The sequence below is a fragment of the Streptomyces sp. NPDC012508 genome, assembly GCF_042902595.1.
GTDB lineage: Bacteria > Actinomycetota > Actinomycetes > Streptomycetales > Streptomycetaceae > Streptomyces.
Genome location: NZ_JBIBEO010000001.1, coordinates 98,255 through 124,080 on the forward strand (window position 1 = coordinate 98,255; position 25,826 = coordinate 124,080).

24 protein-coding genes are annotated in these 25,826 nt (G+C 70.3%); 6 read left to right on the top strand and 18 right to left on the bottom strand.

Translation table 11 applies throughout. The features are described 5' to 3' along the window. Nucleotides 1-100 precede the first annotated feature (100 nt). From ACFY8U_RS00325 to ACFY8U_RS00355, 7 genes are read right to left on the bottom strand one after another with little or no spacing between them, the layout of a single operon-like run. Nucleotides 101-316, bottom strand: coding sequence for a gas vesicle protein (locus tag ACFY8U_RS00325; protein ID WP_361432109.1), 216 nt, complete (start codon nucleotides 314-316; stop codon nucleotides 101-103). Continuing rightward, a complete protein-coding gene (locus ACFY8U_RS00330; protein ID WP_389563636.1) occupies nucleotides 313-1,245 on the bottom strand; it encodes a GvpL/GvpF family gas vesicle protein in 933 nt (310 codons plus the stop codon). The genes ACFY8U_RS00325 and ACFY8U_RS00330 overlap by 4 nt, the downstream gene beginning before the upstream one ends. After that, nucleotides 1,242-1,700, bottom strand: coding sequence for a gas vesicle protein (locus ACFY8U_RS00335; RefSeq protein ID WP_389563639.1), 459 nt, complete (start codon nucleotides 1,698-1,700; stop codon nucleotides 1,242-1,244). Before ACFY8U_RS00335 ends, ACFY8U_RS00330 begins: the two co-directional genes overlap by 4 nt. 21 nt (nucleotides 1,701-1,721) lie before the next feature. After that, nucleotides 1,722-1,970 (bottom strand): gas vesicle protein GvpG, encoded by a 249-nt coding sequence (locus ACFY8U_RS00340; RefSeq protein ID WP_389563642.1) that lies wholly within the window; start codon nucleotides 1,968-1,970, stop codon nucleotides 1,722-1,724. Between the two features lie 52 nt (nucleotides 1,971-2,022). Further along, nucleotides 2,023-2,739, bottom strand: a complete 717-nt coding sequence (locus ACFY8U_RS00345) for a GvpL/GvpF family gas vesicle protein (protein ID WP_389563645.1) — start codon at nucleotides 2,737-2,739, stop codon at nucleotides 2,023-2,025. Nucleotides 2,740-2,742: 3 nt separating this feature from the next. After that, nucleotides 2,743-3,219 (bottom strand): gas vesicle structural protein GvpA, encoded by a 477-nt coding sequence (locus ACFY8U_RS00350; RefSeq protein WP_389563647.1) that lies wholly within the window; start codon nucleotides 3,217-3,219, stop codon nucleotides 2,743-2,745. A gap of 28 nt (nucleotides 3,220-3,247) precedes the next feature. Further along, on the bottom strand, nucleotides 3,248-3,619 hold the full coding sequence (locus tag ACFY8U_RS00355) for a gas vesicle protein (RefSeq protein ID WP_389563650.1): 372 nt from the start codon (nucleotides 3,617-3,619) through the stop codon (nucleotides 3,248-3,250). Nucleotides 3,620-3,817: 198 nt separating this feature from the next. On the opposite strand from ACFY8U_RS00355, the gene ACFY8U_RS00360 reads away from it, so the two are divergent. Further along, nucleotides 3,818-4,798 (top strand): histone H1-like repetitive region-containing protein, encoded by a 981-nt coding sequence (locus tag ACFY8U_RS00360; protein ID WP_389563652.1) that lies wholly within the window; start codon nucleotides 3,818-3,820, stop codon nucleotides 4,796-4,798. A gap of 3 nt (nucleotides 4,799-4,801) precedes the next feature. Beyond that, nucleotides 4,802-5,896, top strand: coding sequence for an SRPBCC family protein (locus ACFY8U_RS00365; protein WP_389563655.1), 1,095 nt, complete (start codon nucleotides 4,802-4,804; stop codon nucleotides 5,894-5,896). 142 nt (nucleotides 5,897-6,038) lie between these two features. On the opposite strand, the gene ACFY8U_RS00370 is transcribed toward ACFY8U_RS00365, so the two are convergent. From ACFY8U_RS00370 to ACFY8U_RS00385, 4 genes are all read right to left on the bottom strand, one after another. Next, nucleotides 6,039-6,212, bottom strand: coding sequence for a CsbD family protein (locus tag ACFY8U_RS00370; protein ID WP_361605156.1), 174 nt, complete (start codon nucleotides 6,210-6,212; stop codon nucleotides 6,039-6,041). A 205-nt stretch (nucleotides 6,213-6,417) separates the two neighbouring features. Then, entirely contained in the window at nucleotides 6,418-6,600 is a 183-nt protein-coding gene (locus ACFY8U_RS00375) for a hypothetical protein (RefSeq protein ID WP_389563658.1), read from the bottom strand. A 127-nt stretch (nucleotides 6,601-6,727) separates the two neighbouring features. Then, the gene (locus tag ACFY8U_RS00380; RefSeq protein WP_389563660.1) at nucleotides 6,728-7,420 is read right to left on the bottom strand and encodes an HAD family hydrolase; all 693 of its coding nucleotides are present in this window, start codon (nucleotides 7,418-7,420) and stop codon (nucleotides 6,728-6,730) included. A gap of 131 nt (nucleotides 7,421-7,551) precedes the next feature. Further along, on the bottom strand, nucleotides 7,552-8,736 hold the full coding sequence (locus ACFY8U_RS00385; RefSeq protein ID WP_389563662.1) for an alcohol dehydrogenase catalytic domain-containing protein: 1,185 nt from the start codon (nucleotides 8,734-8,736) through the stop codon (nucleotides 7,552-7,554). 548 nt (nucleotides 8,737-9,284) lie between these two features. Here ACFY8U_RS00385 and ACFY8U_RS00390 point away from each other — a divergent pair. Further along, nucleotides 9,285-10,181 carry an oxygenase MpaB family protein gene (locus tag ACFY8U_RS00390; protein WP_389563664.1) on the top strand — a complete coding sequence of 299 codons (897 nt, stop codon included), beginning with the start codon at nucleotides 9,285-9,287 and terminating at the stop codon, nucleotides 10,179-10,181. A gap of 67 nt (nucleotides 10,182-10,248) precedes the next feature. On the opposite strand, the gene ACFY8U_RS00395 is transcribed toward ACFY8U_RS00390, so the two are convergent. Next, nucleotides 10,249-11,061 (bottom strand): SDR family NAD(P)-dependent oxidoreductase, encoded by an 813-nt coding sequence (locus ACFY8U_RS00395; protein ID WP_389563667.1) that lies wholly within the window; start codon nucleotides 11,059-11,061, stop codon nucleotides 10,249-10,251. Between the two features lie 131 nt (nucleotides 11,062-11,192). Further along, entirely contained in the window at nucleotides 11,193-11,807 is a 615-nt protein-coding gene (locus ACFY8U_RS00400) for a GPP34 family phosphoprotein (RefSeq protein ID WP_389563670.1), read from the bottom strand. Between the two features lie 618 nt (nucleotides 11,808-12,425). Between ACFY8U_RS00400 and ACFY8U_RS00405 the strand changes: the two genes are divergently transcribed. Both ACFY8U_RS00405 and ACFY8U_RS00410 read left to right on the top strand, forming a co-directional pair. Beyond that, nucleotides 12,426-13,013 carry an RNA polymerase sigma factor gene (locus tag ACFY8U_RS00405; protein ID WP_389563674.1) on the top strand — a complete coding sequence of 196 codons (588 nt, stop codon included), beginning with the start codon at nucleotides 12,426-12,428 and terminating at the stop codon, nucleotides 13,011-13,013. Nucleotides 13,014-13,057: 44 nt separating this feature from the next. Further along, nucleotides 13,058-13,363, top strand: coding sequence for a hypothetical protein (locus ACFY8U_RS00410; RefSeq protein ID WP_389563677.1), 306 nt, complete (start codon nucleotides 13,058-13,060; stop codon nucleotides 13,361-13,363). Here the strand turns inward: ACFY8U_RS00410 and ACFY8U_RS00415 are convergent. The 5 genes from ACFY8U_RS00415 to ACFY8U_RS00435 form a co-directional block, all read right to left on the bottom strand. Further along, the gene (locus tag ACFY8U_RS00415) at nucleotides 13,344-13,799 is read right to left on the bottom strand and encodes a hypothetical protein (RefSeq protein ID WP_389563680.1); all 456 of its coding nucleotides are present in this window, start codon (nucleotides 13,797-13,799) and stop codon (nucleotides 13,344-13,346) included. The two genes, ACFY8U_RS00410 and ACFY8U_RS00415, sit on opposite strands and share 20 nt — an antisense overlap. Beyond that, entirely contained in the window at nucleotides 13,796-17,023 is a 3,228-nt protein-coding gene (locus ACFY8U_RS00420) for a M36 family metallopeptidase (protein ID WP_389563683.1), read from the bottom strand. Before ACFY8U_RS00420 ends, ACFY8U_RS00415 begins: the two co-directional genes overlap by 4 nt. Nucleotides 17,024-17,263: 240 nt before the next feature. Then, nucleotides 17,264-21,325, bottom strand: coding sequence for a hypothetical protein (locus tag ACFY8U_RS00425; protein ID WP_389563686.1), 4,062 nt, complete (start codon nucleotides 21,323-21,325; stop codon nucleotides 17,264-17,266). A gap of 131 nt (nucleotides 21,326-21,456) precedes the next feature. Next, complete coding sequence (locus ACFY8U_RS00430) at nucleotides 21,457-22,056, bottom strand: hypothetical protein (RefSeq protein ID WP_389563689.1); 600 nt, start codon at nucleotides 22,054-22,056, stop codon at nucleotides 21,457-21,459. A gap of 20 nt (nucleotides 22,057-22,076) precedes the next feature. Next, nucleotides 22,077-23,135: a multicopper oxidase domain-containing protein gene (locus ACFY8U_RS00435; RefSeq protein ID WP_389563692.1), complete on the bottom strand. Its 1,059-nt coding sequence runs from the start codon at nucleotides 23,133-23,135 to the stop codon at nucleotides 22,077-22,079. A 196-nt stretch (nucleotides 23,136-23,331) separates the two neighbouring features. On the opposite strand from ACFY8U_RS00435, the gene ACFY8U_RS00440 reads away from it, so the two are divergent. After that, a complete protein-coding gene (locus ACFY8U_RS00440; protein WP_389563696.1) occupies nucleotides 23,332-25,824 on the top strand; it encodes a ThuA domain-containing protein in 2,493 nt (830 codons plus the stop codon). The last annotated feature ends 2 nt before the right edge of the window (nucleotides 25,825-25,826 follow it).

Consider the following 25,826-nt stretch of genomic DNA (forward strand, 5'->3'; position numbering starts at 1 on the left):
CGCAAGGGCGCGGAGGCGCCGCGCGGGGCGTCGGGGAGCGGCGCGTCCGCGTCCGCGTCAGGGGAGGCTTTACGCTCCCTCCGCGCCGCGCCCTCCCCCGTCACGCCTGCCTCCGGTCCACCGTCGTGAACGGATCCGACTCCGCGTCCACGGAGACGATCAGGGCCCTGAGCGAGATGCGGACGAGGTCGATGTCGGCGATCGACAGCACGATGTCGCCGGAGAGGACCACTCCCCCGCTGAGCAGCCTGTCGAGCAGATCGACCAAGGCGACCTGGCGGCCGGGCAGGGACTCGGTGGGCCGTGAGACGGTCATGGCGCTCGCCTCCCCCTCTCGGCGGACGGCTGCGAGGCGGACGGCGGTGCGGCGGGAGGCTGCGCGGCGGGCGGCGGTGCGGTGGACGCCTGCGCGGCGGGCGGCGGCGGCATGGCGAAGGAGTACGGGGCCCATGGCCCGGTCACCTCGATGCGTACGCCGTCGACGTCCTCCACCACCCCGGCGAGCGCGCTCCGGAACTCGTCGGCCCGGTCGTCCGGGACGAGGTAGGCGTCGTTGAGGACGTTCTCCTCCGGGCCCGCCAACTCGCCTCGTTGAGCGGGGTGGCGTACGCGGTGGATGCTGAACCGGGAAGCCAGCGCCTCGACTCGTTCGGCGGCGCGCTCGGCCATCTCGTAGCGGCTCTCCTGTGCGCGGTGCTGTGCCCTGCGACTTCGGAGATAGGCCTTCCCGGGGGAGAGAGAAGTAGCCTCCGGGGAGTCGGCGGGACTCCCGCCACCCTCCGCGGGTCCCGTGGGAGTGACGTACAGCTTGACGCCCAACTCGCTCCGGCCGCGCAGCAGGGAGAGCCGCTCGACGAAGGCATGCCTCTGGGCGGCGAGGGCCTTCCGGGCGCGGCCGTCGCTCTGGTACACGGTGGCCATGCGCAGCGGGAGGACGGTGTCGTGGCGGGCGACCGACTGGACGACTTCGTGATGGGCGCGGGCGACGCCCTCGAGCCACTCCAGATCCTCGAAGCGTTCCTTCAGGTTCGGTTCGTCGAATTCCTCCGGCGAGACGCGGCTGGTGACGAACACGACGGCATCAGGGCCACCGGGGGCGGTGTCGGTTTCCGCGTCCGTTTCGTGCTCGCCGAGGAGGAACACGGGCGCGCCTGAGATCCCGCGAACGCCGGTGAGGGATTCACGCATCGCCTGCGTGTCCGCGGCGACGGCGTAGACGTAGGTGAGTCCGTCCTGACCGTTCATGTCCCACGCCCTCGGGGCGCTCGGCGGCGGGGCCCTGGTCCGTCTTCCGGCCCCTCGTCGGTGCCCGTCGCGGTATCCGTGGTCTCCTCGGCGTCGGGCGACTCCAGACCGGTGTCCAGCGAGTCGTGCCGCAACGCCTCCAACTCGGCGCGCAGCCGACGGTTCTCCTCCGCCAGGGGGCCACCGGTGTGCTTCGAGGAGAGCGACGGGTCGTGCTCCCACCAGTCGATGCCCATCTCCTTCGCCTTGTCCACGGAAGCGACCACGATCCGCAGCTTGATCGTCAGCAGTTCGATGTCGAGCAGGTTGATACGGATGTCCCCGGCGATGACGATGCCCTTGTCCAGGACGCGCTCGAGGATGTCCGCGAGATTGGCGGACGAACCCGGCCCGTACGGCGCCGGAGCCGCGCGGGAGGGAACGGACCCGAACCGGTCGGGCAGGGGTTCAGACACGGCACCGTCCTCGATTCCCGGTCATGACATCCCCTGCCGATAGGCCGTGATCTCCTCCAGCCGGTCGATCAGCTCGTCCTCGCGCTGATCGAACGTCTCCTGATCGATCTCCCCGCGCACGAGCCGGCCCTCCAGGGCCGCCAGCTCCCGCCAGATGGGAGCGGGGTCGTAGTACTCCTCCTCGGCCTTCTCCGTCACGCGCTCGGCGACCCAGACGACGCCGCGCACCGGGGCGAGGGGGAGGGTGAGCAGCTGTGTCAGCAGTCCCATCCCGTTCGTTCTCCTTTCCGCATCGCTACCGTCCGCGAGATTGCGGAAGTCGTCACTGTACGAAGCTGTACGGTGGCAGAGGGCCGCTGAGCCGGCACTCGACTCCGCCGTCGATCTCACGGGCGATGTTCGACTGAGCCGTCAGGAAGTCGTCCTTACGGTCGTCGGGGATCAGCAGGGAGAGGTTGAGGAAGTCGGTGCCGGACGCCGGCCGCACGTTGTGCTCCCGGGCGAACGGGAGAAGCGCCTCGACCAGTCCGGATGCCAGAGCCTCCTGCCTTTCCTGTACCTGTGTCGCGACCAGCCGGCCGAGGGCCAACGGCAGCTGCGGGTCCTGGTCCCCGGCCCGTATCCGCTCGTTGAGCTCTCGGGCTTCGGGCGACTCCCACAGGACCTGCCGCAATAGCACCTCTTCGTCCTGGGAGGCTCTCAGGTGGTACTCGGCACATCCTTCGAGCCGTTCGAGGGTGGCGAGGTAGACGTCCTCGTCCCTGCGGAGCACCTCCAGCACCGACGAGTCGTCGTCGGCGGTGTAGCCGAACTGCAGGGGCAGGACGGGGCCGTCCCGCATCAGGCGTTCCTGCACTTCCTGGTGCGTCAGCAGGTCGCGCCGCTTGGGCCGGATCGTTTCGGTGATGTCGCTGACCACCGCGCACAGCGACTCGGACGCGACGGCGCGGACGGGAGGGGGATCGGATCCGACGCCGGTCAGTTCCTTCAGGTCGAGCGGGTGGTCCTGCGCGGTGATCGCGTAGACGTAGAGGGCCATCAGTCACTCCTTGTCCCGGCGCGTCGACCGTCGGGCCGGCCGCTTCCGCCTGGGAGCGGGCTCCTCCTCCAGCTGCTCCTCTTCCGGTTCCTCGTCGGGCTCCTCTTCCTCCTCGTCGCCGGACCCGCCGGTGAAGGACTCCTTCACGGCGTCGACGGCCCCGCTGAGCGCGCCCTTGGACTTGCCGTGGGCCCCGCCCTCCATCATGCCTCCGACGACCTCGGGGAGCTGGGCCGGTGCCTTGCGGCCCGCTTCGAGGTCGAGCCTGTTGCATGCTTCGGCGAAGCGCAGGTACGTGTCCACGCTTGCCACGACGATGCGGGCGTCGATCTTGATGATCTCGATGCCCACCAGTGAGACGCGCACGAAGATGTCGATCACCAGACCGCGGTCCAGTATGAGCTCCAGGACGTCGTAGAGACTGCTGGAGCTCCCACCGCCCCTGCTCACGGGGCCGCCGCTCTGCGGCACCATGGTCATGGCGCCTCCCTTCACGGCCAACCGGTTCTCAGGTCGGCCGATCGATCATTCCGCGGTTGTAGCGACGAGTTCGTTCGAAGGAGATCAACGCGCCTTCTTCGTCCAGTGCGACCTTGTAACTGGCCAGCACGCTCGTCGTGTCGGGGATGCGCTCCAGTTCCACCACCTCCACCTGTGCCTCCCACCCCGACTCGGTGGGTTTGAGCGAGGAGACGGATTCGGGCGGTCTGCCGAGCAGCTTCGCGAGTTGGCCTGCGGCCGAACTCATCGCCGACGCCGCGTCGACTTTCTTCGCCCGGCTCGGCGTGGAGCGCCGCCGAGAGGGTGGGCGCTCCTGCCGCCCACCGTCGGCGGCACGAGAGGCAGCCCGTCGAGGGCGAGCCGGATCTGCTGCGGCCATATGTCACTTCCAGAGGACGTACCGCCATTAGAGGCTAGAATTTCATCTTATAGGGGTAAATGTCATGCCCGGGAGCGCAAGCTCCCTACCGCCCGAGCGGCGGCCTATTGCGGGCGACGGTGCGGTTGCGCGGCCCGGGCCGGGAGCCCCCGTTCGAGGGGGCGGTGGGGCCGCAGACGCCCGGTGAAGGGACAGGTCATGCAGGACACGAGCAAGATCGCCCTGGCGGCCGCGGTGGCCGGGGGCTACGTACTGGGACGGACGAAGAAGGGTCGCCTCGCCTTCACCGTGGGGACCTACCTGGCGGGCCGGCGCTTCGGCCTCGAGCCGAAGCAGCTCGTGACGCAGGGTCTGAGCATGCTCAAGGACATTCCGCAGGTCGCGGAGATAGGCGATCAGCTGCGGGGCGAAGCCCTGGATGCCGGCCGTAAGGCGCTCAGTGCGGCGGCCAACCGCAAGCTCACCGACCTCGCCGACTCGCTCCACGAGCGCACGCTCGCGATCGGCAGCGGTGACGAGGACGAAGGGCGTCCCGAGGACGAGGAAGAGGGCGAAGAGGAGTACGAGGACGACGAGTTGGAGGATGAGGAGGAGCCCGAAGAGGAGGAGGAAGAGGAGCCCGAGGAAGAGGAGCCCGAGGAAGAGGAGCCGGAGGAAGAGGAGCCGGAGGAAGAGGAAGAGGAGCCCGAGGAGGAAGAACCGGAGGAAGAGGAACCCGAGGAAGAAGAGGAGCCGGAGGAAGAGGAGCCCGAGGAGCAACCGTCACGCCGGGCGCGCAGCAAGTCGACCTCGGAGTCCCGTACACGTAAGGCATCACAGGGCCGCCGCACCACGAAGTCGGCCACCCCCGCCAAGAAGTCAGCCCCTCCGGCCAAGAAGACAGCCGCCCCGGCGAAGAAGTCAGCTGCGAAGAAGACCGCCGCGAAGAAGCCGGCTGCGAAGACGGCGGCACCGAGGAAGACGGCAGCCAAGAAGAGCAGTGCGTCCGCGAAGAAGACCGCTCCCGCGAAGAAGACCGCCAAGTCCGCGCCCGCGAAGAAGACCGCGGCGCGCAAGACGACGGCGAAGAAGGCGCCCGCCAAGAAGGCGCCCGCGAAGAAGACCGCGGCCAGGAAGACGACGGCACGCAAGTCGGCAGCGAAGAAGACGGCAGCGCGCAAGCCGTCGACGCGGAGGTAGGTCATGGCATCGGAAGACCGCAGCCAGAAGAAGGAGTCCGGCTCCGGGATGGAGCGGTTGTTCAGCGAACTGGGCGACTTTCTGACGGCCCAGACCGGCCAACTGGCCGAAAAGGCCACCGACAAGCTCGGCGACGTCACCGACCAGCTCAACGACGTGACCGAGGGCGGCGGCAAACTCACGGACATCGGCGGTCGCATGCTCAAGGGGGACTCGCCGGTCAAAGCGATCGTGGGACAGCAGTTCGGTGCCATGAAGGACAAGGTCACCGATGCCGCTTCGAACCTGTTCGGCGGGGGCAAGGGCAAGCGGAAGAGCGGGACTCAGAAGATCACCAGCATCGTCGAGACGATGGATGTGGGAGCTCCGCTCCGCAGGGTCTACGACCACTGGACCCAGTACGAGGACTTCAGCGGATTCACCAAGGGCGTGCGTGACGTCTCGCAGGGCGACGAGACCACCAGCGACTGGAAGGTCAAGGTGGGTCCGTCGACCCGTAGTTGGAAGGCGACCGTCCAGGAGCAGGTCCCCGACGACTGCATCGTCTGGACCTCCGAGGGAGCCAAGGGATCGACGAGAGGCTGCGTCAGCTTCCACGAGCTTGGCCCGTCCCTCACCCGGGTCCTCCTCACCGTCGAGTACTACCCCTCGGGCTTCTTCGAGAAGACAGGAAACCTCTGGCGCGCCCAGGGCCGCCGGCTGCGACTGGACATGAAGCACTTCCGCCGTTACGTCACGCTCACCGACGACGAGCCGGAAGGGTGGCGCGGCGAGATCCGCGACGGCGAAGTGGTCCGCACGCACGAGGAGGCCCTCGAAGCGGAGGAAGCGGAAGGCGAAGAGGGCGAAGAGGGCGAGGAGGAGGAAGGCGAGTACGAAGAGGGGCAGGAGCCTGAGGAGGGGTACGAGGACGAGGACGAGGACGGCTACGACGGCGAGGAGGAGGACGAGGACGCCGAGCCCGAGGAGGAGTACGAGGACGAGGACGACGAGGACGACGAGGAGGAGGAAGAGGGCTACGCGGACGAGGACGAGGACGAGGACGAGGACGAGGACGAAGAAGAAGAGACAGCCGGTCGCCGCCGGCGTCGGCGCTGATTCCTTCTCCCGCTGCCCCCGGAACACGCTCGATCCGGAAGACGCTCGATCCCCACGGCAGAGGAGCGGCCCTTGAAGGGCCGCTCCTCTGCCGTGGGGATCGAGCTTCCACCGGATGCGTGGTCCGGTTCGGCGGGCCCGGTCAGTGCTTCAGCGTGTCCTTGGCTTTCTCAGCCGTCTGCTTCGCGTCCGCCGCGGCCTGCTCCGCCCGCCCCTTCATCTCCAGGCTCTCGTTCCCGGTCGCCTTGCCCGTGGTCTCCTTCGCCTTGCCCTTGGTGGACTTCGCCATGTTCTTGGCCTTCTTGCCTCCGGCCATGACCGTCACCTTTCCCAAGCCAATCGTGGAGCACCCGTCGTCTGGCGGGCGCGTCTGTTCGTCTACCCCCAGCACATTTCCATATGCCTGATTTATTCGCATCTCTGCAAATAGAGAAGGGTTTGTGCTGCGTCCAGGGCGTCCCGCTGCCCAGGCGCGCCTGGCGCGACCCGGGCAGCGGGACGACGGCGCTACGCCGGAGGGATCAGCGCTCGCGGCGCTTGAAGGCGTCCTTGCCCTTCTCCTTGGTCTCCCTGGCCTTGCCGCGTGACTCCAGAGCGGTGCCCTTCGCGGCCGTGGTCTTGTCGCCATGCATGCGACTGGTCTTCCTCATGGCCTTGCCGATCATCTGCTCGGCCTTGGCCTTGGCTTTCTCCTTGGCGCTCATGCCGGTCCCTTCCTCGGCGGTCTCATTCAGCCCCTACCCGCGACCTGCCAGCAGAATCTGAAGTTCCCTACGAATCGCCCGGGACGCATTCCCGGCTGCCGACGCGCCGCGCCCTGGACCGGGGCGCTCACGGGCCCGGTCGGCCCAGCGGACTCGTGTCGATGCCTCGGAGCAGTTCCGCCGCGTCCTCGTACACGGCAGCGGCTCCCGCCTTCTCCAGTTCCCCGCGGGACGTACCGCCGGTGAGGAGGGCGACGCAGGGCAGTCCGGCCCGGCCGGCGGCCTCGATGTCCCACACCGTGTCGCCGACGAAGACGGCGTTGTCCGCCTCGGCCCCCACCTTCTCCAGAGCCCGTTCCACCAGGTCGGGGGCGGGTTTCGTGGAGTCGACGTCGCCGCCGGCGGTGGCCGCCGCGATCACCTCGTCGGCGTCGAGCGCACGCCGGATCGCGGCCACCTCGTCCTCGGAGGCCGAACTGGCCAGGACCACTGTCCAGCCCCGGGCGGCCGCGGCCCGCAGCAGATCGGCCGCTCCTTCGAACGGGCGGAGGGCGTCGTACCAGACCGCGTAGAGGGTGCCGTGGGCGTCGGCGAGCGACTCGTCGTCCGAGCGCGACCGGCTCGGACCGATGAGCTCGTCGAGAATCCGGTCGGCGCCCATCCCGATCGCCCGGTGGATCCGTGCCATGGGGACCTCGTGGCCGTGTTGCCGCAAGGCCTGCCACCAGGCGAGTGTGTGCAGGTACGTGGTGTCCACGAGCGTGCCGTCGAGGTCGAACAGAGCCGCGCTCCGCCGTTCCTGTCCCGTGTGTGCAGCCATACCGGTCTCCTGTCTCTGTGCCGCTGCGGGTGCCCGTTCGGGGCGTCATGATGCGCTGCTCCTGCCCCAGCCGAGCGGGGCCCACCGCTCGATCGGCGCCTCCGCTCGTTGCCCGCTCGTTGCCCGCTCGCTCAGGGCTGGAAGAGCACCTTCACCGCTCCGTCGCTCTTCTTCTGGAACATCTCGTAGGCGGACGGGGCCTCGGTCAGCGGCAGCCGGTGGGTGGCGAACGAGTCGACGCCGAGCGGGTCGTCGTCGCCGAGCAGTGGCAGGAGGTCGTCGACCCAGCGGCGGACGTTGGCCTGTCCCATTCGCAGCTGGATCTGCTTGTCGAACATCGCCAGCAGCGGCATGGGGTCCGCCATGCCGCCGTACACGCCGACGACGGAGACGGTCCCGCCCCGGCGTACGAGTTCCACCGCCAGGTACAGGGCGGACAGCCGGTCGACGCCGAACCTGCGCATGAGCCGCGACGCGAGTGCGTCGGGCAGGAAACCGACCACCGTGTGCAGCCCCTTGACGAGGGGCGCGCCATGGGCCTCCATGCCCACGGCGTCCACGACCGCGTCAGGGCCGCGGCCGTCGGTGAGGTCGAGCACGCGGTCGACGAGTCCGTCGCTGTCGGCGGACAGGTCAAGGGTGTGGACTCCACGAGCCGCGGCGCGCGCGAGGCGCTCAGGGACCAGGTCGATCCCGATGACGGTCTCCGCGCCCTGGTGCAGGGCGATCCGGGCGGCCATGTCGCCGATCGGCCCGAGTCCGAGTACGGCGACGGATCCGCCGGGAGGGATGTCCGCGTAGGCCACGGCCTGCCACGCCGTCGGCAGTACGTCCGAGAGGTAGACGAAGCGGTCGTCGGGCGGGCCCGTCGGCACGGGTATCGGCAACTGGTCACCGAACGGGACCCGGAGGTACTCCGCCTGACCACCCGGCACCTGCCCGTACAGCTTGGTGTAGCCGAACAGAGCGGCCCCTGAGCCGTACTCGTGCACCTGTGTGGTCTCGCACTGGGAGTGCAGGCTGCGCGTGCACATCGCGCACGTACCGCAGGAGATGTTGAAGGGGACGACGACCCGGCTGCCGCTCCGCAGGTTCCGCACCTCCGGGCCCACCTCCTCGACCAGGCCCATGGGTTCGTGACCGAGGATGTCACCCGCGTCGAGGAACGGTCCGAGCACCTCGTACAGATGGAGGTCGGAGCCGCACAGCCCGGTGGTCGTGATCTTCACGATCACGTCGGTCGGCTTCTCGATCACGGGATCGGGCACCGACTCCACGGACACGTCGCGCTTTCCTTGCCATGTCACGGCCTTCACCGTTCCACCTCCTGGAGTCACCGCGCGACTGCCCCGGTCGGATCCCGCCATGCACGGCCGGGGCGCGCGCCCCGGTCAGGTGACGGGTTCGGGGGGCGGTACGGGACCGGGCAGCGGGCCGGGATGCGGCTGTGGCTCGGGCCGCGGACCGGGCTGCGGCTGGGGGTCGGGTTCGGGCTGCGGCGGCGCCGGCGGCACGGGATCCGGCCCGCCCGGCGGAACGGGGCCCGGGAGCGGACCCGGCTGGGGGCCTGGACCGGGGCCGGGCGCGGGGGTGGGACTCGGTGGCACGGGATCGTTGGGAGGCGTGCCCATGGTGACCACCTCGCTCGGTTCGGGCCTGGGCAGGGTCCCCGCCGGTGCGGGCGGGGCCGGGGGTGCTGCCCCGGACGGTGACGCGCCGTCCCCTACGGGGGACGGCCGGTGATTGCTGACCACTCCACTCATGCGTCTTCGCGTGCCCGCGAGCCTGCTGTTCATGCGGGGGTGCTGATGGTGGAGTCGCGCTGCGCAGAAGCCCTGTGGGGGCGGGGAGACATACTGGATGTGTGCCCTGGCCAACGCCGTACCTCGGCAGACTGCGCGAGCGGGCCGGTGAGTCTCTGCTGTACCGGGTCGCCGGCCCCGAGGCGCACCAGAAGCGAGCGCGCATCCACGGCACGCCCGGGCCCCGCTGGTTCGGCCCCGACCGTCCCGTACGGCTCGTACACGCGGACGCGTCGATGTACATCGGTGGCCTGGCCGCCCTCCTGCTCCAGTCGCTGCACCCGACCGCCATGGCAGCGGTCGCGGCGCACTCCGGATTCCAGGGGGACCCCTGGGGCCGTCTCCAGCGGACCAGCACGTTCCTGGCCGTGACGACGTTCGGCACGAGTGCGGACGCGGAGCGGGCAGTGGTCCGGGTCCGGGAGGTGCACGGGCGGATCCAGGGCAGGACGGACGCCGGGACGCCGTACAGCGCCTCGGATCCGCATCTGCTCGCCTGGGTGCACGTCGCCGAGACGGAATGCTTCCTGCGGGCCTACCAGCGGTACGGGAGGCAGCCGCTGGACCCGTCCGGGGAGGACGGGTACGTGGCCGACATGGCGCGGGTCGCGCGGAGCCTGGGCGCCGAGCGCCCGCCCGAGACGCGGGCCGAACTCGCGGCTCGCCTCGCCGAGTACCGCCCCGAGCTGCGCGCCACCCGGGAATCCCGCGATGCGGCGCGCTATCTGCTCTCCCACCCTCCGCTGCCGGCCCTTGCCCGGCTTCCGTACGGGTTCCTGGCAGCGGCGGCGGTCGACCTGCTGCCCACCTGGGCGGTGGACTGGCTGGATCCGCCCCGCGCCACACGCGTCATGCTGCCGCTGGCACGGCCCGGAGGGCGCGCGATCACCACCACCGTCCGCTGGGCGATGTCCTCCGTGCCACCGGTACAAGCGGGCCTCCGACAGAATCCCGCGTAGCCGGACAGCCTCACGTGATCGCCTGGCACGTCCGGGGCGTTCCGGCGTCGGCCCGCGGACGGTGGCGCTACCGCCGGCCGCCGCGCGCTCCGGCCGCCGGCTCGGCCATACGCCGGTGTGCGACCGCCTTCAGACGGTCCGGCAGGACGTGGTTGGCCACGCCTTGCGCCCTGGTCATGAGCGAGCCCGCCACGACCTTGCCCTTCCCCGCCATGAGCGCCTCGTAGCCCTGCTCGGCGACCTTGGCGGGGTCGTCCTTCTCGGACTGACCGACCTTGGTTCCCAGCATGTCGGCGCGGCGGAAGAAGTCCGTCTCGGTGGGCCCCGGCATCAGCGAGGTGACCGTGACACCCGTGTCCTTGAGTTCCTCGCGGAGCGCCTGCGCGAAGGACTGCAGGAACGACTTCGTCGCGTTGTACACGGAGTGGAAGGAACCGGGCATCGTCGACGCGATGGAGGAGGTGATGAGCAGCCTGCCGGCTCCCTGGGCGACCATCGAGGGCAGAAGGCGCTTGGCGAGGTGGACGGTCGAGGTGATGTTCAGGTCGATGACCTGCTGCTCGTCGGCCAGATCCGTGTCGAGGAACCCGCCTCCTTGGCCGACGCCGGCGTTCAGTGCGGCGGCGGCGACTCCCCGCCGCATCCCTTGGACCTCCGACATCAGCAGGTCGACCCCGTGCGGGTCGGCGAGGTCCACCCGCACGGCATGAACCTTCGTTCCGTAGCGGCGCAGCTCCTGCGCCGCGCTGTCGATCGCCTCGTCCTCCGCGGTGATCACCACGTCGAAACCGTGCTGTACGAACTGCCTGGCCAGCTCGAGGCCGATACCACGGGAAGCACCGGTGACGAGGGCCAGCTCATGAGCGTGGTTCGTGTTCATGCACGGCGGCTACCCAATGGGGAACGCGACAGACGCGGCCGGGATCGGCCTGCGGCCACCGGGATCGGCGCGGCCACGCGCGTCGACGAGCAGGCAGGCGGGGCGGCGTGCGGCCAGAGGTACGACGGCCTTCAGACAGCTCGCCAGATGTTGTCGAAGGCCGCCTGTTCGACGTCCCGGCGCTGCCGTACGGCCGCCAGCTCCAACTCCGCGTCTCCGACGGCGGCCAGCACCGCCTCCACGCTCTCCGGGAGGTCGGCGGAGTCCTCGGAGTCCGCGGCGGACTCGTCGCGGACCCCGACGGCCGCCGCGAGAGCGGTCAGGACGGGCTCCCGCGCTGTCAGGCGGTCGGCCGCGCGATGGCGCGCGGACGAATCGACGAGCTCCGGCTCGCCCTCTGCCTTGAACGGCGTCCAGCGGCTGCGCTGCCGCGTGAGCAGTCCCTCCGCCTCCAGAGCCGTCAGATAGGCCGCGGCCAGGTCACGGCCGCGCCGCCAGAGCCAGTCCTCCACCGTTTCGTACGGCTCCTCCCGTACCAGCGCCGACGCGGCAGCCTGCAACAGCGCGTCCTCGGGTACGCGCTCGTCGGCCGGCACGATGCGATCGCCGTCCAGGGCGGCGGCCCGGGCGGTGATCAGGTCGATCAGCTCGGCTCCCGCGAGCGCGAGGGACAGCTCACCTCGGTCCACCGTGCGACCGGATGCCGCGTCCAGGGCGGTGAACAGTATGTCGCGCGGTGTGGTCATGGGTCAGCTCCTGTTGTCTGCGGGCGAGGACCGGGTCGGCCGGCAGGGCCCGTTGGGGTCGCGGATCGGCGCGGTACGTGTGGCGCGGGCCTCCAGTCGTACCCCCCTCCGCCGTGCCGACGGCGAGGTCGCCACGCACGACGAGCGCGCCGTCCGGCCGGTGCGAGATCGTGGTGGGTCGCCCTCGCAGGACCTGGGCGTCGCGGCGTCGGTTGCGGTGCACGCACTCACCCCTTCCCGCCTGCGGCGAGTCTCACGATCGGTTCTGAAGTCTACGTCCGCGGTGCCGCGTTCGACGCGTGCGGCGTCGCCGCCGAACTGGTGGTCGTGGCCGGTCCGGGCGTGGTCGGCGTAACGCCACGGCCGTGCGAGCGAGGCGGCCGTGCGCGGCTTCCGGAAAAACTTCGGCCGGAGGTGAATCCTCTCCGGACCTGCCCGCCTCCTATCTCTGTACCGGCCGAACGGGCCGGCGGAACCGGGAGGAAACACCATGATGGTTACGGGCCTCGTCGTGATCGGAGTCCTGCTCGTGGGCGCGTGCAGCCGGCATCTGCTGCGGCGCTACAAGAGCCGCACCTGACCAGCGCCTGCCCACGGGCCCTTCCGGAGATGAACACCATGAACCCACGCTTCACCTGGCCGGACGACCGGCTGATCAAGGCCGCTCAGGACGGCGACGTCACCTCGCTCGCCACCGTCGTCATGGAATCGCAGCCTCATGTGCGCAAGTTCGCCAGAGCGCTGTGTGCCTCGCCGCAGGACGCGGAGGACGCGGCGCAGGAGGCGCTGATCATCCTCTACCGGAAGATCGGCACCCTGCGGGCCACCGGCGCTCTCGCCTCGTGGATGTTCCGGATCGTGCGCAACGAATGCCTCCGGCAGGTACGGCTGTTCGTCTCGCGGGGCGACGGGGCGGCGGCCGAAGCGGACGTGTCCGCGGAGCCGTCCGCCGAGGAGGCGGTGCTGCACAGGCTGGAGGTGGAGCGGCTCGCGGCCGCGGTCAGCGCTCTTCCGCGCGACCAGCGGCAGGTCCTGATCCTGCGGGACGTACAGGGGCTGCCCGGCAAGACCGTCGCGCGTTCGCTCGGTCTGAGCACAGCCGCGATGAAATCGCGGCTGCACAGGGCGCGTGCGGCGCTGCGTCACTCACTGGCGGCAACCGATCATGCCATCGACCCATCAGCCGGAGCGGACTCACCACTGTGACCACCGAAAGCACCGAGAGCACCGAGAGTTCCGCGAGCTCCCCCGTGAAGCCTTCACACTCCGCGGCGCCCGAGCGGGACTTCGCCAGCAAGTCCGTCCCACGCCATCTCGCGCGCGGCGCCGTCGGCTTCGGTCTGATCATCTGCTCGATCGTCCTGGTGCCCGTCGTCGGCCCGGTCAGTCTGCTGGCGGCGCCGTTGGCCCTGATCGCCTTCCGGGGCTGCCCCACGTGCTGGATGGTCGGTCTCGCGCAGACCGTCTCCCGCGGGCGGCTGGAGCGCCGGTGCGTGGACGGCGTCTGCTCTCTCACCCAGGCCCCTTCCCGCCCTCTCACCCCACCTGGAAGGTGATGTTCAGAGGCCGCAGGCCCGGCAGTTCCGTCGTGCGCAGCACCGCCTCGCCCGGTCCGACGGCGCGGACGTCCCAGGCCCGGAAGCCCGGGTCGGTCTCGTACTCGACCGGTACGAGGACGATCGCTGCGCCGTCGACGGAGGGTGCGGCCTCTCGCCAGCGGCCGGAGAGGCGCAGCTGGGTGGTGCCGCCGCGGCGGAGGGTGAAGGTGCGGCCCGTGTCCTCCTGAGTGAGGGCGGCCGGAGCCTCCGGCACCGGTGCGCCGGTCGTCTCCTCGGCAGTGGGGGTGGGAGCGAGGGTCGGGGTGGGAGCGGACGTCGCGGTACGGGTCGGCGTGGGCGGACGGTCCGGCGGGGAGGGGTCGTCGGTGCAGGCGGCCGCCGCCACCCCCAGGAGCAGGGCGGCGGCGGCGCGCGGGAGCGTCGTCCTTGTCATACGAGCGGGATGTTGATGCAGGTCAGGACAGCCGCCTGAGCCGAGAGCTGCTGTCGGGTGGCGTGGGGGTCGAGGCGCACCCTCTCGGCATTCTGCACGGCCTCCAGGAAGGGGGTGTCGGGCTTCAAGTCGCTGTTGGTGTCGACGAGTTCGTTCGGCTCGAAAGCCCCGTTGGCGAAGTTGAGCCATGCGGCGAGCAGTTGGCGGTCGAGTGAACGCTTCGGGTCCAGCGACAGGTTGAGGAAGAGCACGTCCGCGGCCTTGCCCCGGGTGGAGACGTCCACCTTCTCGGAGAACACCGCGCTCGCGTGTCGGACGATCTTCAGATAGCAGTCCAGCGTCGCCTTGCCGAGCCCGGTGAGGTCGCCCGTCAGGTACTTGACGTACCAGAGGTCGGCCGGCAGGGACAGCGGCGCGTTGCCCTGGACGATGACCGGCATCCTGTCGGTCCCCGTACCGCTGTCGTCGTCGCGCGCCGTGAAGGACTGGTCGTACAGGCAGGGCTTCGTGTACGTGTGGGCCTGGGCGTCCGTCAGGTCGCGCGGCTGGACGCTGGGGCTGCGGGCCGGATCGGGGGCGGGCGGGTTGACCAGCGAGGTTGTCGTGGTGGCAGGTGTCCCGTCGCCCCACGTCCAGGTCATGGTCTCGTCATCGCTGCCGGGGTCCGTGACCCGGGCCGTGTAGCGCGTCTCCTCGCCCGCGCGTACGACGAGTGTCCGCCCACCCGCGAGCGGCACGGCACGGGCCTTGTCGAGGGCGACGGTCGGGTCGACGTCGGCGACCGTGATCGTGGCCTCGCGGCAGGTCGTGGTGTCGTCGTCGCTGCCGCAGACCTTCACGGTGAAGGTGCCGTTGTCTCCGAAGACGAGTTCGCGGCTGAAGGTGAGGGTGGCGTCGGGACGGTTGTTCTCCAGCTGTCCGGGCAGGGGGACGGGTTTTCCGTCGCCGGGATCGATGGTGGCGGTGAGCGGGTCGAGCCAGCCCGGGTCGGTGACCGTGCCGGAGACGGTGAGCGTGCCGCCCTCCTCACGCGGCCCCTGGACGGTGAAGGTCACCGAGGGCGCCACGTTGCCGACGGTCACGGTCGCCGTGTCCGTGTCGGCCCCGGCGGCGTTGCCGATGCGCAGGCCGACGGTGTACGTGCCGTCCTGGCCGACGCGGTCGAAGAGCGGGCTGACACCGGTCGCGTCGTCGTACGCGCCGTCGCCGTCGAAGTCCCAGCTGTGGCTGCCGCCGCCCCCGGGGACGTTGGAGCCGCTCGCGTCGAGCCGTACGTCGGCGCCTTCCTCGGTGGTGTACGGCCCGCCCGCGTCGGCCGTGGGCCGGCAGCTCGCGGGGTGGTCGGTCGCCGGATTCGCCTGGGTCTGGCTCGGCGAGGTGGCACTCGCGCCCATGCCGCGGCGGGCGAACACGCCCCACAGCAGGCACTGGTCGGCGCCGCCGTTGCTGGCCCGGTCGGCGGCGAGGATGCCGTCACGGGCGTCCAGGAAGTCGGGTGTGGAAGGCGTCAGCTTCATGCCGTCGACCATCAGCTGCTCATGACGCTGCTTGCCGGTGGCGTAGCCGTACGCGCCGACGAGCGCGGTGCGCATGTCCCACATGGTGGTGGCCCAGATCTCGCCGTCGGCGTGCACCTGGCAGCTGCCGTCGTCGCAGAGGTCGGCATAGGTCAGGTTGCTGTTGTTGTACGCGACGCGGCGCACGCCGGTGGGCCGGCCGTTGTTGTACTCGCCGTACACCGGGTCGTTCCACATCGAGGTGGCCACCGCGTCGCCCCAGCCCTCGCCGAGCGCGCCGGTCTGCGCACCGTTGCCCAGCTCGCCGCCGCCGACGAGCCGGTGGGACAGGCCGTGGCTGTACTCATGGGCGATGGTGTCGCCGTTCATGGCCCGATGCATGTTGTGGTTGTTGCAGGAGGCCCGTCCGACGAAGAGCCGCATCGTCGGGTTCTGGCCGTCGTCGGGGGTGCCGAAGTTGGCGTTGCAGGCGGAGTTGCCACTGGCGTCGAAGTCGACGTAGACCTGGACGCGGTCGCTGCCGGCGCCGCCGTGGCCGAGGTTGTCCTCCTGGAAGTTGCCCGACGCCTCGTCGAAGCCGAGCGAGTAGAGATGGTCGTGCATGCGGTTGGCGTAGTAGAAGGCCTGGGTGACGACAGCGTCCCGGTCCGTGGTGAGGTCGGTGCCCCCGCTCGTACGGAACGCGTCCGTGAAGGTGTAGTTGAAGTGCTGGTACGCCGGGTCGCCGGCGGCGGGGGTCTGGGGCTGGTAACCGAGCGTCCCCTGGCCGTCGACGTCCTGGGAGACCTCGGCGTTGTTGCCCGTGGTGACCCGGCCGGTGACCCAGGAGCGGCCGAGGCCGCTGAAAGGGACGGTCGTCGCGCTGCCGAGGGTGGGGTTCTGGACGGTGAAGACCCGGCCCTCGGGGCCCTCGTTGCTGGTGCGGTCGGTGCGCAGGAGGACGGCACCGTTCCCGGCGTCGACGACGGTGTCGTACAGGTGGTGGTTGTCGGCGGTGAGGGTGGTCCGCCAGGCCGGGCGGGCGGTGCCGTCGGCGAGCGGGAAGGTGACGCGGGTGGCGGTCGCGGTCGCGGCGCCTTCGGAGTCGGCGTCGGTGTTGCCGGTCGCGGTGGCGGTGGCGGACGGCGTGTCGCTGCCGACGGAGGCCGCGGCCCGGTCCAGCGCGGCGCTCTTGTCGAGGGCCACCGGCCCGGTGGCGCGGGCGCCCGGGACGAGGTTGCCGGTGACGGTGAGGATCCGGCCTGCGGAGTCGACGGCCACCGAGAGGCGGGCCCCGTGGACCGGGACGCCCCGGTCGCTCTGACCGACGAAGACATGCCGTACGCCGTTGTGCTCGGTGCGGTACGACCTGACGACGGAGAGGGCGTCCAGGTCGGCGGCAGAGAGACCGTAGAGGTCCGCGTGGTCGCGTATGTGGTCCAGCGCGAGGGTGCGCGGGTCGGCGGTGCTGGTGGCGGTGAGGGCGTTACGGCCCTGCGGGGTGAGCAGCCTCGGCGTACCGAACCGGCTCCAGCGGATCGCCGTGCCGTCGAGTTCCTGTGCGGCGCGCAGCTGCCCGGCCGTGGGTTCGACGCGCCTGTCACCGCGTACGTCGATGTTCGGGTACAGCAGATCCGGCTCTTCCTGGGTCGGTCTTGCCTGATTCCCGCGGGTTTCTTGGGCTGTGGCGGCCGACGGCGTCAGCGCGACCGCCGGCAGTGCGAGCATGAGTGCTCCGATGAGCAGTGATCGTGCGCGCGTCGGTAAGTGTGTGGGTGCCATGGCTCTCTCCCCCGTCCGTCGGCTTCCTGACTCGGACCGGGGCCACGGTATGTGCACATGACAAGCCAGCGGAAGGGTGCATGCCGCCCGCCCCGCCGTCCGAGTCCGCCCGGCAGAGGCGTCCAGCGCGGCTGGGATGGGGGCGGGGCGCGCATGCCCCGCCCCCTAACACGGCGTGCGGTCAGCTCAGTTCGTACGGCCCTCCCAGGCCCGTGTGAACAGCGTGGGCAACGGGGCGGAGGGCACCGCGGCCAGGTGGCTCGTCGACCGGTGCTCCCTGGCCAGCGGCAACAGGCCGAGCTTGGCCACCTCGATCGGGAGGCGCGGCGGCTTCCGCTCCTGCCAGGCGCCCGGCACGAAGAGGGAACGACCCGCTCGCGACCTTGTGGCGTGCAGCACTCGGCCCGACGCGCCCAGTTCGGCCTCGGCCGCCTTGAAACGGGCGGGCTTCCACCCGGTCCACGCCTTGACGTTGCGGTCCGTGGGGTCCGGCAGGGCGAGCAGCATCAGATGGAGCGCCGCGGCGTCCTCGCTCAGTCCGAACGCCTCGGCGCACTCCTCGACGAGATGCGGCACGGAGCGCGCGGGGTCCTGCTCCCAGCCCGCGGGGCGCTCGCCGTCGACGGCGAGGTGCTCGCCGAGCGCGGCGAAGTCGTCGCTCAGCAACAGCCGCAGATCCGCGAGTGCGGGCAGCCCGGAGGGGCTGGGCAGCCACTGGGAGGGCAGAACGGAGTCGAGATACGCCTCCAGACTCTCCAGCAGCGGATCGTCGGGCCCCTTCAGGGCGGCGGGATCCACGCACAGGTGCCGCATGGCGTGCGTCGCGTCGGCCACCTCGGTCACCGCCGGATGAGCGGTGAGCGCTTCGGTGGAAGGAGGCGGCCCCATCAGGTAGTTGCTCTGCAGGGAGAAGAGCCTGAGGGGAGCGGAGACCGAGGCCCGCTCCTCGCACAGCCTGGCGATCGCCGCGCCGACCGCGGAGCGGATCGGATCGCCGGCAGGGGTGCGGTAGGCGATCCAGGCAGCGATCCTGGGGAGGGCCAGCGGCTGGGGTTCTCCCACCAGGCCCGCATCGTGGTGGTCGAGGCAGCGCGCCCCCATGGCGACACGGCCCAGCAGGGCGGGCAGCCGCAGATGGGGCCACCAGGTGGGGTTCTCCTCGGGCAGCTCCCGGGACAGCGCCGCCTCACCCTTGGGCAGGAGCGTCTCCTTGGTCGCGAGGGGCAGTAGCGCGGTGGGTACGGGCAGTGCGCTGCCCAGCTCGTCGTCCCACCATGCGGCGGCGCGGTCCACGTCGGGCCCGGTGGTCCACAGCTGCTCGGGGTCGTCGGGGAGGAGCTTGTCGTAGAGCGTGGCGATGAACTGGGGGTCGAGCACGGATGTCAGTGCGCCCACCGCCTGGTCCGCCTCACTCCACCGGATCTTCCAGGCCTCCACGTCGGCGGAGGGGTGACGGGACAGGTAGTTGCCCATCGTCGACTGGTGGGGCGCGCAGGAGACATGTGCCATGAGCAGCACGGTGGCCTCGGCCCAGGAGAGGCCCAACCGCTCGGCGAAGGCTTCGGCGAGCTCCGGACGGACCGGTGCGGGGCCGTGCTCGCGGTACAGCGCGACGAATCGCGCGAACCAGTCGGCCGGCCGCGCCGGCTCGAGTACTTCCGCATGCTTGAGCGTCACACCGGCGGAAGCAAGCGGGCCCTCCTCGGCGAAGGAGCCGTCGGGGGCGTACTCCCACAGGATCCGCCGGCGTTTGGTCCCTCCCCCGTCCAGTACGAAGGTGACGGATGTCGCCGTCCGGTAGACCTTCCCCTCGGCGAGGGCCTGCATGTCCGAACGGTCCTCGGGCGCCTCGCAGTGGAGGAATCGCCATCGGCCCGGTTCCCCGGAGGCGACGGGGTGGGCGGCGTACGTCATCAGCGACGCCGCGGCCGAGCCGCCCGGCCTGGAGGAGACGGCGCACAGGGCAAGTGGCACGGCGAAGGCGTGCGCCGACCGGAACAGGTCGTAGCGGAAGGCGCTGTCGAACGTGGTACTGGCCTGCCCGAGGTCACCTCCCCAGACGTCGGTCCCTCGCGTCGCGAGACCCATCATCCGGCGCCCGATCCCGGCGAAGGGCTCTTCCTGCCCGGCACCGGGGGCCCGCTTCTCGTCGTACACGTCGGGGGTGAAACGGCGGACGAGCCGCTCCAGGCCGACCCGGCAGTTGACGGCCATCACCAGGCAACGGGCGGCGGGACTGCTCATCGGTTCACCCAACTGCGGCAGTGCTTCCAGAATCCGTCCGCGATTGGGTCCTCGGACACCGTCCCGGTGGACGCTGTACGACTGGAGCCCGCCCAGCACCTCCTCCACCTGCGCACGCGAGACGGTGTCAGGCAGCTCGGCCATCAACAGCGGCATGACGTCCACCGCCGCGAACTCCGCTGCGGCGTCCGCGTCCTTGAGGAGCAGGTCCACCGCCACACCCACGTGGACGAAACGGCCGAGCAGCAGCACCAGCTCCTCGAAGCCGACCCCCGCGCGGAGCTTCGCCCGCTCGCGCTCGCACCAGGCACGGATCTCCTCGTGCCCGATCGGGTTGTCGAACGGTTCAGGGATCTTCTGCCAGCCCTTGGTCTCGTGCGGCTGGTACCAGCTGTTGGTCGCCAGATCCTTGGTGGTCATCTCCAGATCGGCGCGCACCCGTGCGCGAAGCTCGCGGGCGAAGCGCTCGTCCGCCTGAAGATGCTCCAACTTCGGTCGCCGGCCGAGCATGAGGTCGTACAGGTATGACGGGCCGAGGAGCTCGGGTGGGTCGGCGACGGGCGCGCCGTGCTCCAGCAGGAGGTCGATCAGGTCGAGCGGGGTCCGTGCGTCGCCTCGCTCGCCGAACATCCGGTAATCGAACTCCACGGGGACACCGTCGGCCGCCAGCCGCGGCGCGATCTTCTCGGCGATCTCGTACATGACGGGCAAGAGGCCGTCCCGGTGGCTGTTCGCCCGGACGCAGTCGGAGAGCCAGGCCGCGGCCTCACCCGCGGGGAGACCCTCGGCCTCGCCGGTCAGCTGTGCCAGCGCACCGGTGCGCTCCAGCAGCGCCCGCCAGAGTGTGGGGCTGTCGCCGAAGTGCCTCGGACGCAGCTTCAGCACCTGGTGGACCGCCGTGGAGGCGTGCTCGCCCAGGAGGTCCATGGCCCGGCCCTTGAGGCAGTCCGTCCAGAACTTCTCGTCGGACAGCGAGAGACCGCCGACGGCGAACATCTCGCCGAGCAGCGTGGCCAGTTCCCTGTCGGGCTCGAGGCCCGCGGCCTTGGCGATCTTGCGTATGTCGACGGCCAGCTGCGGGTACACCTCGGACGACGCCTGGACGCGCCGGATCGCCACCCTGCGGAAGCGGGCGAGGTCCGCCTCGGTCGCCACGCCCTTGACAGCCAGGTCGCCGGCCCAGGCACGCATGGCCGTGGCCGAGAGGGCCTTGCCGTCCGCGTGCGCGAGGTAGCGGCCGAGCAGCCACTCCTTGTCGACCTTGCGCGCCTGTACGCGCTCGTCCTTGCGGGCCCTCCCGAACCAGGCAGCGGCCGCCACCTGTTCGCTCCGCCGAAGGGCGTAGTCGGCCATCTCGTCGAGGAGAGTGATCAGCAGAGCGGGATCCGACTCCTCCACGCCGTGGAGGACCTGGTCGATGTCCGTCTTGAAGAGGTATGCCCACTCGGCGGTACATGCCTTCAGAGCGAGGATCTTTGTGGTCGCCAGTTCCTCACAGCCCGGATGGGCGGCGATGATCCGCTCGGGAAACGGCAGCGCACCGTCGGACGGATCCGGTATGCCGGTGGAGAAGAAGCCGTCCGGTTCCCAGTGCTCCTCGCGCATCAAGCGGTCGCGATAGGGGATGAGTTGCTCGGGGAGCAGCTGGGTCAGGGTGAGGCCGTCGAAGCCCGTGTACGTGCGAGCCCACAGGCCACCGTCGCCCAGCTCGTCGGTGACGTCGACCTGCTCGGCCTCCAGCGCCTCCCGCCACAGCGGATCGGCATCGGCCAGCGCACGCGGCGCGCACGCCCCCGTCGTCACCCATGCGCGCGCCTGCCGACGGCACTCCTCACGCTGCCCCCGCAGATGCTTCCGCGCCTCCATGAGCGCGCCGAGCCCCGGAGCGCCGACGATGGCACCGGGAAACTCCTTCAGCTCTCGCCCCCGTGGGTTGCGGTAGACGACCTCCAGATCATCCGTCAGTTCCGCTGTGTAGCCGTTCTTTTCGACACGCGTGCCCATGTGTCCGTCTCCCCGTGGTGCTGATCGACGACCACACGCTACGCGGCACCACTGACATCGCCGCAGGCACGTCGACAGGGGAACGCCGAGGAGGCGGCCCGGCAAGCCCGGCCAGGTCAGGTCAGGTCAGGTCAGCCGAACCAGACGACCAGGCGGACGTTCTCGTCTCCGTACTCGGCCGCCAGCCGGCGCATCGAGGCCCACACCGGCGCCCAGTCTCCGTCCGGCGGAACGATCATCCCGGCCGTGAGGACCACCGGACGGTACACGGCGCCGTGCAGTGGCACCTCGCCGCCCGGCGGCCATTCGGACGGGTACAGGTCCTCGCCGAAGAGCTCCTCCGCCGCGTCGAGCACCTCGATCGGCGCCCAGGGCACGTCGTGCAGGACGAGCTCACCGTCCTTTCCCGGTCGCCACTCCCCCACACGGTTCCCGTCAGGGCGGTCGTGGAGCGGCGCGTCCCAGTCGACCGCCGCGATCTCGGCCCACGTCGCGAACGAGTGGCTGTGGTGCAGTTCGTCGAACCGCCTCGGCACCTCGTCGCAGGCGTCCTCCGGCCACCCCCGCCCGCCGAACAGCGGCCGGCCCACTCCGAGGGCCCCGCCGTACCCGAACAGGCACTCGCGTGCGGCCCGCGCCTTCCCGAGTTCGAAGTCGAGCAGGTCCACCTCCATCTCCCATGCCCCGCCCGCCGTACGGGCCTCGATCAGTCCGTCGATGTACGTCCCCATGGACGCCGATGCTATGGAGGTCACCTCGGTCGACCCGAGCGGGTCCCTTCGGCACCGCCCCCTGAGTGATCGTGCGCCCCGCCGGCGGCCCGCGTGGGCTGTGTCGTGCCCGCGTGGTGGGTCCCGTGGCCGTCGTGGCCCGGGATCGTGCCGTCCGGTTTGGCCACCAGGAAGAGGCCGGCCATGCCCATGTCGGAGTGGCTCTGGACGTGGCAGTGGTACATCCAGGCACCCGCTCCCACGTGCTCGCCCGCGATGACCTGGAAGCCGAACGAGTCCGCCGGGCCGGTGATCTTGTTGTCGATGACGCGGCTCACGTCGTCCGGGCCGGCCAGCAGCCCCGTGCGGTTGTCGGCCCAGCGGTGACCGTGCATGTGGAACGTGTGGTAGTACTCGCCGTGCGTGATCATGATGATCTCCACCCGGTCGCCCACCGTGGCCAGGAAGTTGGGCGGATCGGCCGCCGGCCGGTTGTTGATCGTCATGTCGTTGAAGACGATCGTGAGCTGCTTGTCCGGGAGGACGTCGCCCTTTCGGCGCACCACCAGGCCGCCGTACAGGCCCTTGCGGATGCCTCCGGTGCCGTGGTCCGTACCCACGACGTGGTCGTGGTAGTGCCAGTACCCGGCACTGCCGGGGCGCCATGTGCCGTCGGGGCGGCGGCCGGGGGCATGGGTACGCCAGGTGTACGTGCGGCCGGCGCCCGGTTCGACGTGGCTGCGGCTCATCCTCGTACCGTCGTTGTCGATGTCGTAGTCGACACCGTGCGGGTGCAGGCTCACGGGGACGTCCATCAGGTTCTCGAACTCGATGTGGAGCGTGTCGCCCTCGTTGAGCTCGATCAGCGGGCCGGGCACGGTGGCCTTGCCCTTCTCCAGGCCGTATCCCATCTGCCCGTCGGCCAACTTCTCGGCGAACAGCTTGAGATGGCGTATCCGCCCGCCGGCCGGGGCAGTTCTCAACGTGGCTGCCGTGCCGGATGTGGCGCTTGAGGCGGAGGCGGGCGACAACGATGTCACGCCGGTCGCGGCGACTGCTCCGCCTGCGAGCAGGCGGCGGTTGAAGCTGCGTCTGTCCATGTCGAACTCTCCGCTTCTCGGTGGAGATTGACGGGGCGAAGGGCCCCCGGGGACGGCCCACACGGTAGCGGGGCGACTCTCGTTTCTCCACACCCAGGACAAAGTTCGTCCTGTTGTGGTCATAGGTATTGGCGAACCGTGCAAAGAGGTCTAGCTTCAACGGCTGTCGTTGTGACCTCAGAGGGATGGGTGACCCATGAAGCGCACACCACATCACCAATCGAGATCAAGAACAGGCCTGGCGGTGGCGGCACTTGGAGCCGCGTCCCTCACCGCATCCCTGCTCGGCGGAGACCCCGCATCGGCCAGACCGTATCCGGATCCTCCGTCGACCACCGCTTCGACAACGTTGTCGCTCCCCTCTCCGCCCGGCGGTGCGAACGTCCGCGTGCTCGTCTTCCACGGCTCGGCGACCGCGGAGCCGCCGACGGTCGACGCGGGCATCGCGGCCGTCGAGAGCATCGGGCTGACCGGTCCGGCCACCGGGCGCTTCCGTACCGAGGCCACCGACGACCCGGCCGTCTTCACGGATGCCAAGCGGCTCGGCCGGTTCAACGCGGTGGTCTTCCTGACCGGGGGCGGCGATGTGCTCGACCCGGAGCAGGAGGCAGGCCTGGAGGCCTACATGGAGGCGGGCGGCGGATTCGTCGGCGTCCACGAGGCGGCACGCACCGAGCCGTACTCCACCTGGTTCACCGGCCTGGTCGGCGCCCGGCCCACCGGCGCCCCGAGCAGCACGCAGCGCGCGGTGGTGGAGGTCGGTGACCGACAGCATCCGGCCACCAAGTCCCTTCCGATGGAGTGGAAGCGGCCCGACAAGTGGTTCAACTGGGACCGCAACCCGTCCGGCACCGTGCACACCGTGGCGCGGGTCCGGGAGGCCTCGTTCCAGCCCGTGGCCAAGCCGAACGGCTGGGACCACCCGGTGTCCTGGTGCCGTGACTACGACGGCGGCCGGTCCTTCTACACCGCCATGGGCGGCACCGTCGACAGCTACGCCGAGACCGACTTCCGCGACCATCTGCGCGGCGCGATCGCCTGGACCTCCCGTATCTCCCAGGCGGACTGCAAGGCGACCATCGACGCCAACTACACCGCCGAGCGCGTCACCAAGCCCAACCAGCCCGGCCAGAACGACCAGATCGGCGAGCCGCACGGCCTGGTCGCCGCTCCCGACGGGCGCATTCTCTACATCGGCCGCGGAGGCGCCGACTCCGGCGTCCCGGTGGTCACCGACTGGAACAACCCGGACATCGGCAAGGGCAACGGCGAGATCCACGTCTACGACCCGAAGACCGGGCAGGTCACCAAGGCGGGCGCACTCACCGTCTTCGGCAACAAGGGTGGCGGCGACGAACTGGTCAAGAACGAGGAGGGGTTGCTCGGTATCGAGCTCGACCCCGACTTCATGACCAACGGCTGGGTGTATCTGCACTACACACCGCACTCCCGGATCGACCGCGACGCCCACATGGGCGAGCGGCGGGTCTCCCGCTTCACCCTCGACCTGGCGGCGAACAGACTCGACCTTTCGAGCGAGAAGGTGCTGCTGAGCTGGCCGGTCCAGATCCACAGCTGCTGCCACGCGGGCGGAGGGATGGCCTGGGACTCCAAGGGCAACCTCTACATCGCCACCGGTGACACCAACTCCTCGGGTTCCAGCGGAGGCTACTCGGGCAACAACCCCGCCCCGAACTTCCGGGGCGTCTCCTTCGCGGACGCGCGCCGCACCGCCGGCAACACCAACAACCTCAACGGCAAGATCCTGCGGATCCACCCCGAGGACGACGGCACCTACACCCTCCCCGACGGCAACCTCTTCACCGGCGAGGAGACCGACGAGGGCGGCGGAAAGACGCGTGGCGAGATCTACGTGATGGGCGTACGCAACCCGGCGCGCATCTCCGTCGACACGAAGACCGACATCCTCTACGCGGGCTGGGTCGGCCCCGACGCGGGCGCGCCGTCGACGACCTGGGGACCGGCCAAGTACGACACGTTCGCCGCGATCACCAAGGCGGGGAACCATGGCTGGCCGTACTGCATGGGCAACAAGCAGCCCTACCGGGACCGCGGCCTGACCGATCCGGGCAAGCCGCTCGGCTGGTACGACTGCAACGCTCCGAAGAACGAGTCGCCGAACAACGACGGTCTGGTGAACCTGCCGCCGATCACATCGAACACCATCTGGTACTCGCCCCAGGGCGGCGGCGTCGACTACCCGAGGGACGCGAACGGCGTCCCGAGCTACAAGCAGGAGGAGCAGAAGCTGCTGCTCCCCTGGCTCAAGGGCGGCGGACAGGCGACCATGAACGGTCCGCTCTACCGCTACGACGCGGCGAGCGACTCGACCGTCAAGTGGCCGTCGTACTGGGACGGCAAGTGGTTCGTCGGTGACTTCTACGACGGGGAACAGCCGCGGCACGCCGTGCTGACCGACCCGAAGACCGTGGGCAAGGGCGGCCTGCCCGTGCACGCCGAGTCGTTGAAGAAGATCATCCCGGTCGGGCAGGGCGGCATCCGCAACCTGATGGACTGGAAGTTCGCCCCGGACGGTTCGCTGTACGTCCTCGACTACGGGCGGGGCTTCTTCACCTCGCACCCCGACTCCGCGCTGTGGCGCGTGACCTACAAGGGCGGCGGGCCCACCCCGGCCGCGGACCAACTGGCTCGGAAGGCGGCGCAGTGACC